General features: G+C 56.6%; 13 protein-coding genes. 1 reads left to right on the forward strand and 12 read right to left on the reverse strand.

The genetic code is table 11. The annotated features are described in order from the left end of the window. Positions 1 to 59 precede the first annotated feature (59 nt). Complete coding sequence (argS, locus tag AAGR22_RS12665; RefSeq protein ID WP_067701093.1) at positions 60 to 1,790, forward strand: arginine--tRNA ligase; 1,731 nt, start codon at positions 60 to 62, stop codon at positions 1,788 to 1,790. 92 nt (positions 1,791 to 1,882) lie between these two features. On the opposite strand, the gene AAGR22_RS12670 is transcribed toward argS, so the two are convergent. The 12 genes from AAGR22_RS12670 to cheW form a co-directional block, all read right to left on the reverse strand. Beyond that, on the reverse strand, positions 1,883 to 4,726 hold the full coding sequence (locus AAGR22_RS12670; RefSeq protein WP_345827846.1) for an RHS repeat domain-containing protein: 2,844 nt from the start codon (positions 4,724 to 4,726) through the stop codon (positions 1,883 to 1,885). Between the two features lie 397 nt (positions 4,727 to 5,123). After that, positions 5,124 to 5,513, reverse strand: coding sequence for a flagellar protein FlhE (locus AAGR22_RS12675; RefSeq protein ID WP_345831592.1), 390 nt, complete (start codon positions 5,511 to 5,513; stop codon positions 5,124 to 5,126). An 89-nt stretch (positions 5,514 to 5,602) separates the two neighbouring features. Next, positions 5,603 to 7,684 carry a flagellar biosynthesis protein FlhA gene (gene flhA / locus AAGR22_RS12680; protein ID WP_067701084.1) on the reverse strand — a complete coding sequence of 694 codons (2,082 nt, stop codon included), beginning with the start codon at positions 7,682 to 7,684 and terminating at the stop codon, positions 5,603 to 5,605. Next, the gene (gene flhB / locus AAGR22_RS12685; protein WP_067701081.1) at positions 7,684 to 8,829 is read right to left on the reverse strand and encodes a flagellar biosynthesis protein FlhB; all 1,146 of its coding nucleotides are present in this window, start codon (positions 8,827 to 8,829) and stop codon (positions 7,684 to 7,686) included. Before flhB ends, flhA begins: the two co-directional genes overlap by 1 nt. A 351-nt stretch (positions 8,830 to 9,180) precedes the next feature. Beyond that, positions 9,181 to 9,825: a protein phosphatase CheZ gene (gene cheZ, locus AAGR22_RS12690; protein WP_067701079.1), complete on the reverse strand. Its 645-nt coding sequence runs from the start codon at positions 9,823 to 9,825 to the stop codon at positions 9,181 to 9,183. A 9-nt stretch (positions 9,826 to 9,834) separates the two neighbouring features. After that, on the reverse strand, positions 9,835 to 10,224 hold the full coding sequence (cheY, locus tag AAGR22_RS12695) for a chemotaxis response regulator CheY (RefSeq protein WP_067701075.1): 390 nt from the start codon (positions 10,222 to 10,224) through the stop codon (positions 9,835 to 9,837). A 42-nt stretch (positions 10,225 to 10,266) separates the two neighbouring features. Then, entirely contained in the window at positions 10,267 to 11,316 is a 1,050-nt protein-coding gene (locus tag AAGR22_RS12700) for a chemotaxis response regulator protein-glutamate methylesterase (RefSeq protein WP_345827852.1), read from the reverse strand. Next, positions 11,316 to 12,188: a protein-glutamate O-methyltransferase CheR gene (gene cheR / locus AAGR22_RS12705; RefSeq protein ID WP_345827853.1), complete on the reverse strand. Its 873-nt coding sequence runs from the start codon at positions 12,186 to 12,188 to the stop codon at positions 11,316 to 11,318. Before cheR ends, AAGR22_RS12700 begins: the two co-directional genes overlap by 1 nt. A gap of 84 nt (positions 12,189 to 12,272) precedes the next feature. Beyond that, the gene (locus AAGR22_RS12710; RefSeq protein WP_067701066.1) at positions 12,273 to 13,826 is read right to left on the reverse strand and encodes a methyl-accepting chemotaxis protein; all 1,554 of its coding nucleotides are present in this window, start codon (positions 13,824 to 13,826) and stop codon (positions 12,273 to 12,275) included. 46 nt (positions 13,827 to 13,872) lie between these two features. Further along, on the reverse strand, positions 13,873 to 15,552 hold the full coding sequence (locus AAGR22_RS12715; protein WP_345827855.1) for a methyl-accepting chemotaxis protein: 1,680 nt from the start codon (positions 15,550 to 15,552) through the stop codon (positions 13,873 to 13,875). A gap of 154 nt (positions 15,553 to 15,706) precedes the next feature. Further along, a complete protein-coding gene (locus AAGR22_RS12720; protein ID WP_345827857.1) occupies positions 15,707 to 17,374 on the reverse strand; it encodes a methyl-accepting chemotaxis protein in 1,668 nt (555 codons plus the stop codon). A gap of 203 nt (positions 17,375 to 17,577) precedes the next feature. Beyond that, positions 17,578 to 18,075 carry a chemotaxis protein CheW gene (gene cheW / locus AAGR22_RS12725; RefSeq protein ID WP_067701057.1) on the reverse strand — a complete coding sequence of 166 codons (498 nt, stop codon included), beginning with the start codon at positions 18,073 to 18,075 and terminating at the stop codon, positions 17,578 to 17,580. Positions 18,076 to 18,089 lie beyond the last annotated feature (14 nt).

The following is an 18,089-nucleotide window of genomic DNA, read 5'->3' on the forward strand; positions in this document are numbered from 1 at the left end:
CCCCCTTATTTTTTTGCGCCCCGGCGCGCGGGTCATATCAGCATAATTAGGGTAATTCGGTGAATATTCAGGCTCTTCTCTCAGAAAAAGTCAGTCAGGCGATGATCGCCGCAGGTGCTCCAGGCGACTGCGAGCCACAGGTGCGTCAATCCGCCAGAGCACAGTTCGGTGCTTACCAGGCCAACGGCATCATGGCCGTGGCAAAAAAGATGGGCAAGGTGCCCCGACAGCTGGCAGAAGACGTCATTAAACATCTCGATCTGGCGGGCATCGCCAGCAAAGTTGAGATTGCCGGCCCTGGCTTTATTAACCTTTTTCTCGATTCTGCCTGGCTGTCAACGCAGATCGATAGCGCCATTGCCGCTCCCCGCCTGGGCGTAACGCCGGTTGAGCCACAGACCATCGTTATCGACTATTCCGCGCCTAACGTGGCAAAAGAGATGCATGTGGGTCACGTACGTTCCACCATTATTGGTGACGCGGCGGCGCGTACGCTCTCCTTCCTGGGGCATAAGGTTATTCGTGCTAATCACGTTGGTGACTGGGGAACGCAGTTTGGCATGCTGATTGCCTTCCTGGAAAAACAGCAGAATGAGCAGCACGGCGAAATGGCACTGGCCGACCTTGAAGGCTTCTACCGCGAGGCCAAACGCACTTATGATGAAGATCCCGCCTTCGCCGAACGTGCTCGTGGCTATGTGGTGAAGCTTCAGGGCGGTGACGAATACTGTCGCACGATGTGGAAAAAGCTGGTCGACATCACCATGACGCAGAATCAGTCCATTTACGATCGGATGAACGTCACCCTGACGCGCAACGATGTGATGGGTGAGAGCCTTTATAACGATATGCTGCCCGGCATCGTTGCCGATCTGAAAGCAAAAGGTCTGGCCGTTGAAAGTGAAGGCGCCACCGTGGTCTTCCTGGATGAGTATAAAAATAAAGATGGCGACCCGATGGGCGTTATTATCCAGAAAAAAGACGGGGGCTATCTTTACACCACCACCGATATTGCCTGCGCTAAATATCGCTACGAAACGCTGAAGGCCGACCGCGTTATTTACTATATTGACTCCCGTCAGCACCAGCATCTGATGCAGGCATGGACCATTGTGCGTAAGGCAGGCTACGTGCCTGAGTCGGTGCCGCTGGAACATCATGCGTTCGGTATGATGCTGGGCAAAGACGGCAAGCCCTTCAAAACCCGTGCGGGCGGCACCATTAAGCTTTCCGACCTGCTGGACGAAGCCGTTGAGCGTGCCACCCGTCTGGTCAGTGAAAAGAATCCGGATATGCCTGCCGAACAGCTTCGCGCACTGGCAAACAGCGTCGGTATCGGAGCCATTAAGTATGCCGACTTATCGAAAAGCCGTACCACCGACTATATTTTTGACTGGGATAATATGCTCGCCTTTGAGGGCAATACCGCGCCCTATATGCAGTATGCCTACAGCCGGGTGCTGTCGGTATTCCGCAAGGCCGGCATCGGGGAAAGCGAGATAACCGGTCAGACGGTTATTCGTGAAGAGCGTGAGTCTGCCCTGGCCGTTCGCCTGTTGCAGTTTGACGAAACTATTACTCAGGTGGCCCGAGACGGTACGCCGCACGTGATGTGCGCCTATCTGTATGATCTGGCCGGGCTGTTCTCAGGATTTTACGAGCACTGCCCGATTCTGACCGCTGATGATGAAGCGACGAAGCAGAGCCGCCTGAAGCTGGCGCTGCTGACGGCGAAAACGCTTAAGTTAGGTCTGGATACGCTGGGTATCGATACGGTAGAGAGAATGTAGCATTCCCCCAACGGTCAGGGTGCGGCGATACGCGCCCTGCCGTTTTCCTGTTGAAAGACGATTATGTAGTCAGGTTACAGGCCCCCATTAGATCAGCCCCCTGATGACTTCATATATTTTGAAATTGGAAATTCCAAATTCCCCCTTCCATGTTCAATCTTCACTTCAGCTTCGGATGATTTTGTATACTTAACCCGTCCATACTGTTGACGACTGATATTTAATGCAGCCAACGCCCCCCTGAATTGATCGCCTGCATCAGGATGACGCGTCGTTTTTAACAGGCCCATATCATTGTCACCCTGAGCATCAAAACCTGTCGCGTATGCTTCAGGATCCGTCAGTTTCCCCAGAAGTCCAACTGTCGGGTTGTAATTTTCGACAAAACCGCTGTAGCAGGCGTATAAAGAAACGGCTTTAACCGTCGTATGACTTTCCAACGCATCTATAGCCGCTTTATCAAGAAGTTCCACAGGGTTCTGAGAAAGAATAATAACACTTTGATGCCCTCTTTTGGGGCTGATTGCTCCATGATAGTCGATAATGACTTTATCAATATTTTTTAGCGTTTTTTTCCCTATACTGTTCCATGTATCAGTAAATTCTTTAACCCCCGAGACATATGCCCCCTTTACATCGTGTCCCTTATGCATCAAATAACTCATTTTTTTCTTCGAAAATTCGTGGGTTGCATAGGCTTCTGAGCCAGGAAAAGAGGAGTATGGATCGGGTTTAGCACTGATATAGAGAATATTATGCCTGGGCTTATTCTCTGCGCGCGCTGTCGCCACCTTCTCTTTGATATTGAATGGCAAATCAACTTTGGCGGGTGCATAAAGTGTTTTTAGCTCATCAGCGTTTTCTTTCTCCCAGGGATCATCAGGACTTAACCCTGCTACATCCTTTAATCTGACTGGATTGTTCCTGACCATACAGAACAGGTTCTGCCCATCAATTGTTCCTGCCGGGTCAGCACTCAGCCATCTACCCACCCAACTCTGGTAATAACGGTAACCGTAATAATATAGTCCCGTCGCATCCCGCTCTTTGCCCGAGTATCGCCGGGTTTTATAGCCGGCCTCCACCTGACTCCGGGCCGCCCACGCCGCTGTTCCACCAAAGGGGTAATACTCTTCAATGCTGATAAGCTTACCCTCGCTATCCACTTCCAGCCCGCTGCTGCCAATCAGATTGTCATAGCTGTAACGTAGCTGATAGTTATCAATATCCGACGGTAAGCCAATGGCCCAGTAGAGCACGCGCACCTGAGCACGTCCGGCGTCCCCCACCCTCACCGTATGCAGGTCTTCTTTTAGCCTGTCCCCCTGATAAGTGGCGCGGAGTTCCAGTCCCGGCAAATACAGTGTGTGCTGCGTCTGGCTGCTGCTGCCATTCATCCTGGTGCTGATCTTGCTGATACGCATCCCGTCACTACCGTAACGGTATCGCTCATGATCGAAAGTGGTCTCCTCACGCATTACTGCCGTGACCCGTTGCAACTCCCCACGCATATTCCAGTGCAGGTCTTGACCCAACAGCAGCTGTAACTGATGTCCGCCAGCGTCAAAAAAATCGTCAACCTGATTGATATCTCTGCTCAGGGAACTGAGCACCGCGCGATTACTCTGGGAAGATACCGTAATGTCGGTGGTAAAACTGTTGCCTGTCGCGGGCGCGCTATGGCGGATTTGACAGAGATTATCACCCCGGTCATAGCGCCAGTAACGCGTGTATTGGGTATAAATATTGTCATCGGAGGGGAGCGGGATAAACGGAGCAGGGATCTGACGATACTGCTGGCTAATAGCGGCTATTTCACGTCCGGTCGCCTCAACCAACTGATACAAACTGTCATAAAGATAGTTATTTTGCGGCACGACCTTCTGATTGCGCCAGAACCGGGTCGCTTCTGCATCATTGGTTACCTGTACCACGTTGCCCACCGGATCATAGGTATAGCGCAGGTCCTGTAGCAGGCTGGCACCGCTGGCATGCCCGACCGGACGTTCGGTTTTAATGCCGGTCAATCGCTGGCTTTCCCTCTCGTAAGTGTAGGTGGTCACCACACCGTTGCCGTGAACTTCCCGCAATTTCTGGCCCGCAGCCGACCAGGTCAGGGAAGCCACGATAATCTGTTCACTTCCTCCCCGCAGCGTCAGCCAGCTTTCATGCAGCTGTCCGGCAATATCATACGCCATACGCTGCTGGTTACCGGTCGCATCTGTGGTCATCAATGTTGCCCCGGTGGTATCGGCCCTACTCCGCGTAATGTAGACCTCCGGAACCAGCAGGTCCTGCCAGGCCACCTCGTCCCTGTCCTGCCAGTCAGCATCGACCCCCTCCCTTAATACCCGACGGCTCACCGAAAGCGGGATACCTGTTAGTGCGAGACTATCGATCTGACTGAGTCCCGCGGGGTCGTAGTGAGACACGCACTGACCCATCAGATTCATATCTTTCCCAGCTGATACGTTGCTGGCCCAGATAAATCGCTCCGTGATACGGGCGGCCTCTCCCGTAGCCTTCTCACTAATGCTGAGAAGGCGACCGGGCAGGTTGTCCTCTTCATACTGGAAGGTTCGGGTGCTGCCAGAGGCCGAGATACTCAGAACCGGGCGACCAGCAATGTCGTTTAGATTGAGGGTGATACCCGCATCCACGCTGTCGGTGCGCAGAGCATCACCCGTTAGGAGGGACAGATAGCTGAAATTAGGCCTGACCCTGATGTCCCCCTGCTGCAGATCAAACAAACGTGGATCGATACTGTGCATAAGGTGTCCACGCGCATTGAAATGGTGGCGGGTGATACGCTCATCGGTCACTGTGAGTGAGTCCTGGTGACGGTGGTAGCGCAATGTACGTACCACCCGTCCCCGATTGTCCATTACTGTGACCTCCGGGGTATTGTGATATAAAGCATTGTCCGGGTACCGCATGGGCAGCCTCCAGGCTGAGTTAAGAATAATTAGATGAATAGATGAATAGATGAATAGATGAAGGTATTAGGGTATGAGAATAAGGGGATTAAACAGCGCGCTTATTTGGGTCTGTCATTGCAATAACAGTATAAAGAGATAATGAGAAGCCTGGGTGCCAGAAATTCGGCCTGGATGCCTACAGGTGAAGGGTAACATTGATAACGCAGGACCAAATCCGGCAGGAGAAAGGGACTGTTGCCAGGGAAGCTATCCGCAAGCGGGCGGGACGTAACTGCAAACCGTCACAATATTACTGTAGTGAGTATGGCTTGAAAATTACGATCCCTGTGCGTTAGCCAAGTATAAATGTGGTTTATTACTCGCGTAATCTGCCTGTTATGTCGCGTATTAAAACTTAACGGTAGTTCACCATCACTTCATTACTCAGTACCCGCAGGGGCTGATTCATCCTGCCCTTTCCCACTACGCCGTAAACAAAATGCAGGCTTTCTGACGCGCTGACGTTGGTCAGCCCCTTCGTGGTGCCGCTTGCGCCGTCAATGGCGACGCAGCGGCTCTCCGCACAAAGATGCACCCGCAGATCGCCCGGCGCCGGGCCGGTGAGCACATAGCGCCACTCGACCTCGGTCATCACTCCGCTAACCGGCTCCGGCGACGTTAATGCAGGCGAGGCCGCCTGCATACCGCGATTGATCATGCCGGGTCCGGCGCTGCTCGCCTGCCAGGCGCCCGCCGCCTGCGTGATGCACGGCAGAAGCAGCAGCCCCCACAATGCCTGTTTCATTACTGCCCGCCAGGGGGCAGTGGCACGGGTCTTCGTCGGTTTCATCAGTGGCCTCCGATGGCTGGGGTCATGCGCATCTGTCAGTTTCATCAGTGGCCTCCAATGGTTGAGGTCATGCGCATCTGGCGGTTTTCAGTTAGCTCCAGGTTAGAAATAACCATCAGCTGCGGCAGATTACGGCGCAGGAAGCGGGCAAGCAGCGCCCGTAGCGGGTGGTTCACCAGCAGTACCGGCGGTGCGCCCAGTGATTCCTGATGCGCCAGCGCGCCCTGCGCCTGCGCCAGCAGTCGGTCCGCCAGACCAGGCTCCAGCCCGCCGCCGCCCTGTAGCGCCTGCAACAGCAGGCGTTCAAGCGTACTGTCCAGACCAATCACCTGAACTTCGCCGGTGCCAGGGAACCACTGCTGGGTAATTGCCCTGCCCAGCGCCACGCGCACCACCGAGGTCAGCTCGTGCGGATCGGTCTGTATTGCCGCGTGTTCCGCCAGGGTTTCGATAATGGTGCGCATATCACGGATCGAGACGCGCTCGGACAGCAGATTTTGCAGTACCTTATGCAGGGTTGTCAGCGTGATAACGCCCGGGATCAGATCCTCGGTCAGCTTCGGCATCTCCTGAGTCACGCGATCCAGTAGCTGCTGCGCCTCCTGACGACCAAACAGCTCGCTGGCGTACTGTCCTATCAGGTGGTTAAGGTGCGTGGCCACCACGGTGCTGGCCTCGACCACCGTATAGCCCTGGATCTGCGCCTGCTCTTTCAACGCACTGTCGATCCAAATCGCCGCCAGGCCAAAGGCCGGGTCAACGGTGGCTTCACCCGGCAGCGTTCCGGCTGCGGTACCGGGGTTAATTGCCATCCAGCGCCCCGGGTAGGCATCGCCGCTGCCAATTTCCACGCCCTTCATCAGAATACGGTAGCGGGCCGGGGGCAGATCCATATTATCGCGAATATGCACCACCGGCGGCAGGAAGCCCATCTCCTGAGCGAATTTCTTACGGATGCTGCGAATGCGGCCCAGCAGTTCACCATCCTGTAAATGGTCAACCATCGGGATCAGCCGGTAGCCGACCTCCATTCCCAGCGAATCTTCAAGCTGCACGTCGGTCCATGAGGCCTCGACGTTGGCCGCCGTCTCAACGTTGGTTTTGCTTTGCAACTGCGGCTCAGCTTTGGGTTTGATCTCTTTGCCGCGTATGTACCAGGCCAGACCCAGCAGGCCGGCGGTAAACAGCAGAAAGACAAAGTTAGGCATACCGGGAACCAGTCCCAGCAGACCCAGCACGCCGGCACTCAGCATCATCACCCGCGGGTTTTTAAACAGCTGGCTTACCATCTGCTCGCCAACGTCCTGATCGGTGCTAACGCGGGTCACGATCACACCCGCGGCGGTCGAAATCACCAGCGCCGGGATCTGCGCCACCAGGCCGTCACCAATGGTCAGCAGCGTATAGCTCTCCGCCGCGTGACCGACGTCCATACCGTGCTGGATAACCCCCACCAGCAGGCCGCCAACCACGTTAATCACCATGATCATAATACCGGCGATGGCATCGCCGCGCACAAACTTACTCGCCCCGTCCATCGAGCCGTAGAAGTCCGCTTCCTGGGTCACTTCGGCGCGGCGTTTTTTCGCCTCATCCTCACCCACCAGTCCGGCATTCAGGTCGGCATCGATGGCCATCTGTTTGCCCGGCATCCCGTCCAGTACAAAGCGCGCGCCAACCTCGGCAATGCGCCCTGCACCCTTGGTGATAACCATAAAGTTGATGATCACCAGAATAATAAACACCACGATGCCGATGGCAAAGTTACCGCCCACCAGAAAGTGACCGAAGGCCTCCACCACGTGCCCCGCCGCCCCGGCGCCGGTGTGGCCCTGCATCAGGATAATACGGGTGGAGGCGACGTTCAGCGCCAGCCGCAGCAGCGTGGAGAAGAGCAAAATGGTGGGGAAAGCGGCGAATTCAAGCGTGCGCTGGGTGAACATTGCCACCAGCAGCACCATGATTGACAGCGCAATATTAAAGGTAAAGAGTAGATCGAGGATAAAGGGCGGCAGCGGCAGCACCATCATCGACAGGATCATCAGTATCAATACCGGCCCGGCCATCACCTGCCACTGGGTATCTTTAAAATTCGGTAACCGTAATAGTGCGGCCAGATTCGCCATCAGTCGTTTTCTCTTGTGTCAAAGTCCAGCGCTTCCGGCACCGGTAGATTGTCAGGTTTTTTCGGAGCCAGGCCGCCTTCCAGCTTCCAGCGACGGAGCTGCCAGACCCAGGCCAGGACTTCTGCCACGGCGGCATATAACGTTCCCGGAATATGCTGGCCAATTTCACTGTGCCGGTACAGCGCACGCGCCAGCGGCGGCGCTTCCAGTACCGGAATGCGATGCTCTTTACCCAGCTCACGGATGCGCAGCGCAATATCGCCGGCCCCTTTAGCGACCACTTTCGGCGCGCTCATTTTGCGTTCGTCATACTGCAGGGCGACGGAGTAGTGCGTCGGGTTAGTCACGATAACGTCGGCCTTCGGCACGTCAGCCATCATCCTGCGCCGTGCGGCGGCCCGCATCTGCTGGCGGATACGCCCTTTAACGTGCGGATCCCCCTCCTGCTGTTTGTACTCGTCGCGAATATCCTGGCGGGTCATCCGCAGCCCTTTAAAATAGCTGTAGAGCTGCCAGAACACGTCAAATCCCACCATCGGTGACAGCCCCAGCACCACCAGCAGGCTGCACATCGCTATCATATTCAGCGCGCTGGCCAGCGCGGTAAAGGGTGCCTCGCTGATTAAGCGCAGCATGTCCGGCCAGTGAAGGCGCAGATACCCCCAGGTGACACAGCCTACCAGGATGGCTTTCAGCACGGCCTTGAGCAGTTCAGCCGCCGACTGTGCGGAGAATAATTTGGCCAGCCCCTTAATCGGGTTCATTTTGCCAAAGTCGACCTTGATCGCTTTGCCACTGATCACTACCCCGCCCAGCAGCATCGGCGCGGCGATGGCCACCAGTACCAGCCCGGCCATCATAGGCAGCAGGGCCATTACCGCCTGGGTAATCAAGTCGCCAATCTGGTGCAGCATCTGGCTGGTATCACTCACAACCGAGTGATTGAAGCTCAGCCCGTCCGTCAGTATCGCCCCCAGCTTGCGGCCCATGCTTTCGCCGCCAATCCACAGGATACTTAAGCCTGCAACCAGCATCAGCACCGAGGTCAGCTCGCGCGAACGGGGGATTTGCCCCTCCTCACGCGCTTTTTCTATTCGGTGGGGGGTAGCGGATTCGGTCTTCTCTTCATCGCTGTCCTGGGCCACGGCAGCTCACCTTTAGTACGGAATTTCAGGGGGTAGCATGCCAAACTGCCGCAGGAATAATGGCGCGAGTAAACGCGTAAAAAGGGGGTTATTTCACGGATGGTAAACGGGAAGGGAAAAACAGCGGGCCAAAGACGCAGAGGTTTGTCTCAGCGGGATAATAAACATCCACGCCGAGATTCATCCTCTGCTCCCCTGATAGCGCCACCGCCACGACGCGTTTCAGACGCCGTGGCCGTCAATCTAGCCACCGCCACGACGCATGCCAGACGCCGTGGCCGTCAATCTAGCCAACGCCACGACGCATGCCAGACGCCGTGGCCGTCAGTTTAGTGACCGTGATCGTCGGTTTTAGAAGCCGAGGCTGTCGAGCAGGTCATCCACCTGGTCCTGGTTCGCCACCACACCCGGTGCTGTTCCATTGATTTGTGGACCATTTAGCAGGCTGTCGGCATCCTTTTTCGCCCGACCCGGCTGCTCAGGAATATTCTCCAGCAGCACGGCCAGCAGCTGGCGCTCAATCTCCTGGATAACGTCCATCATGCGCTTGATCACCTGACCGGTCAGATCCTGGAAATCCTGCGCCATCATGATTTCCATCAGCTGGGCGTTGGTGAAGGCGGTGTGTTCCGGTACGGATTCAAGATAACCACGCGTATCCGTAACCAGAGAGCGGGCATCTGCCAGGTCTACAGGATGTTCAAACCATTCATCCCAGCGGCCTTTCAGCGCCTTCGCTTCTTTCTCCATCAGGTTCTGACGCGGCTGTGATGCCTCCACGCAGTTCAGAGCACGTTCTGCCGCCTGAGCGGTCATTTGTACTACGTAATCCAGGCGATCGCGGGCATCCGGAATGGCTTCTGCCGCTTCGGCAATCGCCTGATCCAGTCCCAGCTCACGCAGACTGTCGCGCAGCATCCGCGTCAGCGATCCAATTCGGGAGATGATGTCGTGGGCCGAGGCCGCATCAACATTTGGTGTCGGTAAAGTGGTCATCTCGGCTCCTTACATACCCAGCTTTTCGAAGATCTTACCTAACTTCTCTTCAAGCGTGGCCGCGGTAAAAGGTTTAACGACGTAGCCGCTGGCACCAGCCTGCGCAGCCGCAATGATGTTCTCTTTCTTGGCTTCAGCCGTCACCATTAGCACGGGCAGCTTGCCCAGCGTGGCGTCGGCACGAATCGTTTTCAGCAGTTCCAGGCCGTCCATATTCGGCATGTTCCAGTCGGAAACCACAAAATCAAACCCGCCCGCGCGCAGCTTGGTGAGCGCGTCAACGCCATCCTCGGCTTCTTCAACGTTGTTGAAGCCCAGTTCTTTTAACAGGTTACGGACGATTCGACGCATCGTGTTAAAGTCGTCGACCACCAGAAACCGCATATTCTTATCTGCCATACCTACTCCTGTTTTTTGTAGCCCCGCGGGACGGGCGCTGCGTTATATACGTAATGCCTGTCCGGCGCTAATTTTTGCCAGCATGTGCTGGCTGATTTGGTGAAGATCCACCACCTCACTGGCGCCCCCGAGGCCAATTGCCTCGCGAGGCATACCAAATACCACGCAGCTCGCTTCGTTCTGAGCGATGGTCCAGGCGCCTGCCTGATTCATTGCCAGCAAACCTGCCGCACCGTCATTGCCCATTCCGGTCAGGATCACGCCGACGGCGTTCCGACCGGCATACTGCGCCACTGATTTAAACAGGACGTCCACCGAAGGTCGGTGCCGGTTGACCGGAGGACCTTCGTTAAGCTTGACCTGATAGTTAGCTCCGCTGCGCGCCAGCTCCAGATGCATGGCGCCCGGCGCGATATAGGCGTGGCCCGGCAGAATGCGCTCGCCGTCCTCTGCCTCTTTTACCGTTATCTGGCAGAGCTTGTTCAGCCGCTCGGCAAAAGAGCGGGTAAAGCCTGGCGGCATATGCTGAGTAATCAGCAGCGCCGGGCTGGTCGCCGGCAGCGGCTGAAGCACATGCCGAATGGCCTCGGTGCCGCCGGTAGAGGCTCCGATAGCAATCAGCTTCTCGCTGCTCAGCAGCGGTCCGGCTTTCAGCATGATCGGGGCGCTCTGCGGGCTGCGCATTTGCAGCCTGGCCCGTGAGGCCGCACGGACCTTATCGGCAATCATCTGGCTGTAGGCCAGCATCCCTTCGCGAATACCCAGCGAGGGTTTAGTCACAAAATCTACCGCCCCCAGCTCCAGCGCGCGCAGGGTAATCTCTGAGCCTTTGCCGGTCAGGGAGGAGACCATCACGACCGGCATCGGTCGCAGGCGCATCAGCTTTTCCAGAAAATCCAGTCCATCCATGCGCGGCATTTCCACATCCAGCGTCAGCACGTCGGGGTTGAACTGCTTAATCAAATCCCGCGCCACCAGCGGATCCGGTGCCGAAGCCACCATCTCCATGTCAGGATGGCTGTTGATAATCTCCGTCATCAGCTGCCGCATCAGTGCGGAGTCGTCAACGCATAACACTCTGATTTTGCCCATTATCTTTCCTTAGTCAGTCCGTAGACCGTCTGGCCGCGCAGATAAAACTCTTTACTGATCTGGCTGAAGTTCTCTGAATGTCCGGCAAACAGGATCCCGCCGGGCTTCAACATCGGGACAAAGCGTCGCAAAATCTTCTCCTGCGTCTCTTTGTCGAAGTAGATCATGACATTGCGGCAAAAAATCGCATCAAACGGCCCCGGAACCGCCCACTCATTCGCCAGCAGATTCAGCTGCGCAAAGGTGACCATATTGGCCAGTTCTGGCCTCACCCGAACCATCCCCGAATGGGGGCCGGTGCCGCGAAAAAAGAACTTCTGCATCTGCTGCTGTGACAGCGTGCGCAGCTCTTCCTGACGGTAGACGCCGGCCAGCGCCTTCTCCAGCACCTGGGTGTCGATATCCGTCGCATGGATCTGGAACTTACCCGGCCCGCTGCCCAGCGTTTCCGCCAGCGTCAGCGCAATCGAGTAAGGCTCCTCACCCGTTGAGGCCGCCGCGCACCAGACGTTGAAGGAACCGCTGCGCCGTTTGGCGTGTTCAGCCAGGATAGGAAAATGGTGCGCCTCACGGAAAAACGCCGTCAGATTAGTGGTCAGCGCGTTAATAAACGCCTGCCACTCCGGGCTGTTGGAGTCACTCTCCAGCAGCGCAAGGTAACGACCAAAATCGTCGATGCCTAACATCCGCAGTCGGCGAACCAGGCGGTTGTAAACCATCTCCCGTTTGTGATCGGCGAGTACAATGCCTGCCCGCTGGTAAATCAGCTGGCTGATACGCTTAAAGTGCGTATCGGATAACGGCAGGCGCTGCACCATCTGGGCCAGCAGCGTCGCGTTTTCCGTTGGCGCTAACAACGTCGATTTTTTCATCCTGATCCACCCTGCAATTTGCAGATTAAGGGGGTTATAAACGTCTTGTTTTCCCTGTAAGCCTGCGTTGCTACCTGTTCGGGCTTATCCTGCGGCATCCAGTGAGAATCGGCTCACCGTGTCGGTCAGATTATCAGCCTGTGCTTCAAGTGCTGCCGTGGCGGCTGCCGCTTCCTCAACCAGCGCGGCATTCTGTTGTGTCACCTGATCCATCTGGCCGACGGCCAGCGCGACCTGTTCTATTCCCCGGCGCTGCTCGTCAGACGCAGAGGCTATCTCAGCCATAATATCGTTCACGCGGGTGACCGACTGAACGATCTCCTCCATGGTTTCGCCCGCGGAGGCCACCAGCGTTGAGCCCTGATCGACCCGGCTAACCGACGCTTCGATCAGCCCTTTAATCTCTTTTGCCGCCTGCGCGCTGCGCTGGGCCAGGCTGCGAACCTCGCCCGCGACCACCGCAAACCCCCTGCCCTGTTCACCCGCCCTCGCCGCCTCTACCGCTGCGTTCAGCGCCAGAATGTTGGTCTGGAAGGCGATGCCGTCAATCACGCTGGTGATATCGCCAATTTTCTTTGAACTGAGGGCGATTTCACTCATGGTGGTCACCACATCGCGGGTCAGCGAACCTCCTTTAAGCGCCGTCGAAGAGGCTTCTTTGGTCAGCAGCGACGCCTGCCGCGCATTGTCTGCATTGCCGGTTACCGTCGCCGTCAGCTGCTCCATGCTGGCCGCCGTTTCCGTCAGCGAGGCCGCCTGCTGCTCGGTCCGCGCGGAAAGATCGTTGTTACCTGAGGCAATTTCACGGATGCCCGTCTGCATGGCATGGCTGCCGTCCCGCACGTTAGCGACCGTTTCAGCCAGCGCCTGCTGCATGGTCTGCAGGCTGATAAACAGCTGGCTAAGCTCATTGCGTCCTTCCGCCACAATGCGGCCACCGAGGTTACCGGAGGCGATGCGCTCAAAGTGACCGCGCATATGCGCCAGCGGGCCGATAACGGCTTTTTTCACCCAGGTCACACCGGCCAGCGTCACCAGCAGCGACAGCAGTACGGTCGAGAAAAATATCGCCATCGACTGCGTGTAGAATCCCTTGCTCGCCTGGCTGGCATGAATGCGAAGCTTGTCGATATGCAGCATCCAGCGGTTGTACTGCGCCTGAAACTTGTCCTGCGTGCCCTGCGTGGGAGAGTTCAGGAAGTCCTGTAGCTGGTAGTTCTGTAAATAAGCAATCAGCCGCGCCAGCTCCTGGGAGTATCCGTCATAAACTCCCTTCATCTCCTTCTTCAGGACGCTGCCTTCTGGCGTCAGTGCCGGGATGGCTTCAAAGGTCTTATAAGCGTTATCGGCAGCATTCAGATCTTCCTGAGCCTTTGCCATTAAACTTGTTACCTGATCGCGCGGCATACTCAGTGCCGCACGCGTCCCGGCGCGGCTTAGCGTCAGGCGTGCGCTGAGTAAATCAGCCCAGGCCTGCCCCAGCGCGTCACGCTGGTTACCGCTGACCTCGACGTCATGCAAATTTTTCGCGTCCAGGCGAAAAGAGTTAAACGATAACCCGCTGCTAACGATCTGCATCACGCAGAACAGGCCCAGTAAAAATATGATGGTGGTTGAGATGCGAATGCGGGCAAACATTGAAGTCTCCTGGTGTTGCCGCCCATCGCGGGCGGCTAAGGTCACGTTAAAAGGTTTCCCAGTTATCGTTGGATACCGGTGCAGCCAGCGCTTTGCGTGACGTTACCTGCGGGGCAGGCGCGTCGCTATGCGTTGTTCTGCTGACGTTAACGGCCTGAATGGCATTTTCTTTACGAATGCGGAAGACCGCGACGGCCTGGTTCAGCCTGGCCGCCTGCTCTTCCAGCGCGGCCGAGGCTGCCGCAGACTCTTCAACCAGCGAGGCGTTCTGCTGCGTGACCCGGTCCATCTCGGTCACGGCCGTACCCACCTGGTCAATGCCGCGACTCTGCTCATCGGAGGCGGAGGCAATTTCACCCATGATGTCGGTGACGCGGGTGACCGCGCTGACAATTTCCGCCATCGTCTCACCAGCGCTTTCTACCAGCACCGAGCCGGTATCCACACGGGTGACTGAGTCTTCGATCAGTCCTTTAATCTCTTTTGCCGCCTGGGCGCTGCGCTGTGCCAGGCTGCGTACTTCACCGGCGACCACGGCAAAGCCTCTGCCCTGCTCACCCGCACGGGCCGCCTCAACCGCGGCGTTCAGCGCCAGGATATTGGTCTGGAAGGCGATGCCGTCAATCACGCTGGTGATATCAGCGATCTTCTTCGAGCTGCCCGCGATGTCGTGCATGGTTTTGACCACGCTATCCACCACCTTGCCACCCTTCTCAGCGGTACCGGAGGCGCTGAGCGCCAGTTTGGAAGCCTGGCGCGCGTTTTCGGCGTTCTGCTTCACGGTAGCGGTGAGCTGTTCCATGCTGGCTGCGGTCTGTTCCAGCGAGGCGGCCTGCTGCTCGGTACGCGAGGAGAGGTCATTATTGCCGCTGGAAATTTCGCTGGCGCCGGTATAAATCGCGTCGGATCCATCCCGCACTTCGCTGACGGTCTGCACCAGCGACTGCTGCATCTCATGCAGGCTTTTGGCCAGCTCGGACATTTCATTGCGTCCATCAAACTCAACGGTCTGGGTCAGATCGCCGCGGGCAATGTGTCGGATATGGTCAATGTTGGTCCTCAGCGGCCGCAGCAGCATGTTGCTGATGCCGCTCCAGGCCAGAATAATCACCGCCAGCGAGATAATCAGCACCAGCGCCAGTACCCAGATAGTCTGCTGGTAGGAGTGCTGACTGGTTTCAACCACGCCCGCGGTCAGCTGGTCATTGGTGTCCAGCCAGCTCAGATAGGATTTCTGAAAGCTGTCCTGATAGCTCTGCGTCGGCTGGGCAACAAAGTCATCGAACCTGCCGGTGTTCATCATCACAATCAGGGCATCCAGCGCGTCATGAAGCTGCTTATAATCCGCCAGCATCACCTTCACGTTGTCCGCTTTTTTTCCCTGTTCAGTGAGCGCGGCATTAAATATCGCCAGTGATTTATCCGCGTTATCCAGCTCCTGCTGCGCCAGCGCCATCAGATCGTTGACGCTGCTGCCCCCGCCGGTTTTCCCTGCATCCTGAAGATGACGAATACCCGAACGGTTGAGTGTGTTACGTGCCTGCACCAGCGAGACCCAGGCATTGCCCATCGCCTGCTGAGAGGCGCGCAGCCGCTGGCTAAAGGCAAAGTTATCCCGGTCATTTTTGACGGTCTGGAAGAACAGGCCACCGGTACCCAACTGAAGAACAGCAAACAACACCAGCACACTCACCAGGCCGGTAACGACTTTCACTCGCTTAAACATAACTACCTCTGAACAGGGGGCCAATTGGAAATGTTATCGGCAGCGGAGCGGGGATCTTTATTAAGGATTTGACTGATTGCTCAAAGGATAAACTTATGATTGGCAGAAATGCGCCGTGGGCCGGCGCATGTCGATTATTGACGGAGACGACGCATCAGAACGTTTCCCAGTTACCCTCCGTTGCGACTGGCGCGGCGACTTTCCCGGCGGTCAGCTGACGCTGCGGAGTGATTACCGCCGATGGCGCGGCCTTGATCGCCTGCGCCCGATGCATACGGAACACCGACACGGCCTGCGTCAGGCGGCTGGCCTGCTCTTCAAGCGCGGCGGCGGCCGTGGCGGACTCTTCCACCAGCGAGGCGTTCTGCTGAGTCACCCGATCCATCTCGGTGACGGCGGTGCCTACCTGATCGATTCCACGGCTCTGCTCATCAGATGCCGACGCGATTTCGCCCATAATATCGGTAACCCGGGTGACCGCATTGACGATATCGTTCATGGTTTCACCGGCGGTGCCTACCAGCACGGTGCCGCTGTCTACCCGCGAGACGGAATCTTCGATCAGCCCTTTGATCTCTTTCGCGGCCTGCGCGCTGCGCTGCGCCAGATTACGCACTTCCCCCGCCACCACCGCAAATCCACGGCCCTGCTCACCCGCACGGGCGGCCTCTACCGCCGCGTTTAGCGCCAGGATATTGGTCTGGAAGGCGATACCGTCAATCACGCTGGTGATATCGGCGATTTTTTTCGAGCTGCCCGCGATATCACTCATGGTTTTCACCACGCCATCCACCACCTTGCCGCCTTTTATCGCCGTTTCAGAAGCGGTCAGCGCCAGCTTTGAGGCCTGACGCGCGTTCTCAGCGTTCTGTTTCACCGTGGCCGTCAGCTGCTCCATACTGGCCGCCGTCTCCTCAAGGGAGGCCGCCTGCTGTTCCGTACGGGCTGAGAGGTCGTTGTTCCCGGCGGCAATTTCGCTGGCCCCGGTCAGGATGGCGTCCGAACCGTCGCGAACGTCACTTACGGTACGCACCAGCGCCTGCTGCATCTCTTTCAGGCTGGCGGCCAGCTGAGCCATTTCATTACGCCCTTCAACCTGAATATCGTGGGTTAAATCCCCGCTGGCGATCTGGCTGATATGCGCAATATTGCTGTTTAGCGGCTTAATCAGTACGCGCTTAAGACCAAACCAGCACAGCACGATCAGCGCGATAACCAGCAGCATTACCGCGGCAATCATCCAGAGCATTGAGGTGTAGGCCGACTGGTTGTCCGCTACGCCCTGCATCATCAGCACGTTCTGCGCATCCCGCCAGTGGGTATAGGCCGCCTGCATCGCCTGCTGCTTCTCTTCAATGTTCATTTTGAACATCTCGCTCAGCTGCTGGTTGTCCATCAGCTGCAGCATGCTGGCCAGCGCTTTGGAATAGAGGACATAGTTCTGCTCGAGGCTGGCCACAATTTGTGGATCCATGCCCCTGGTGGAGGGAAGCGACTGATAAAGCGCCCAGGATTTATCCGCACTGGCCAGCAGCTGCTTGCCTTGATCGCTAATCACACTCAGCGATGAGATGCTGCTCTGTGCTAATGCATTACCCTGCAGACGCAGCATGCCGCGGTTGAGGGCAATACGCGCCTGGTTAAGCGCCACCCAGGCGTCGGTAAATGCCGACACATTTTCGCTGGCATTTTGCGCCACCGCAAAATTCGTTTTATCGCTGTTCAGCGCCTTAATAAATAGCCCACCGGCCAGCAGTTGCAGAGCGCCAAATACCAGCAGAACCAGCAGCAGGCTGGTCACGACTTTCATTCGTTTAAACATAGATACCCTTGGTGTTTTTAAAATGGGACAACAGAGAATTTATCGGCACGGGCTGGTGGATCTTTATCCAGCGCAGTAGGGGATAATCGGAATAATATGTTGCTATCTAAGACAAACCTGGCAGCATCACGCGGGAGAGCCGTTCAAAATACAAAAAAGGCCGACAGAAAGTCTGCCGGCCCTTTTCACCCTGAGGGAAACGCTTACGCGCTGCGCAGGTTATCCACCAGCGCCATCTCGTCGCTGCTGAGCAGCTTCTCGATATCGACGAGGATCAGCATACGGTCACCCAGCGCACCCAGCCCGGTCAGGTACTCGGTTGACATGGTAACCGCGAACTCTGGTGAAGGGCGGATCTGGTCCTGCGTCAGCGACAGTACGTCGGAAACGCCATCCACAACGATGCCCACCACGCGGTGCTCCAGGTTCAGCACAATCACGACGGTATTATCATTGTATTCCACATCCGGCTGCGCAAATTTCACGCGCAGGTCGATGATCGGGACGATAACGCCTCGCAGGTTGGTCACGCCTTTAATAAAGGTCGGGGTATTGGCGATGCGGGTAACCTGATCGTAACCGCGGATCTCCTGCACCTTCAAAATATCAATACCGTACTCTTCGTCACCCAGCGTAAATACCAGGAACTCCTGACCGACGGTTTCGCCAGCGATTTTAGTAACAGTTGCCATTCCAGTCATAATTCTACCCTTAA

Origin of the sequence: Erwinia sp. HDF1-3R (genome assembly GCF_039621855.1) — a bacterium.
In the GTDB taxonomy this organism is placed as follows: domain Bacteria; phylum Pseudomonadota; class Gammaproteobacteria; order Enterobacterales; family Enterobacteriaceae; genus Erwinia.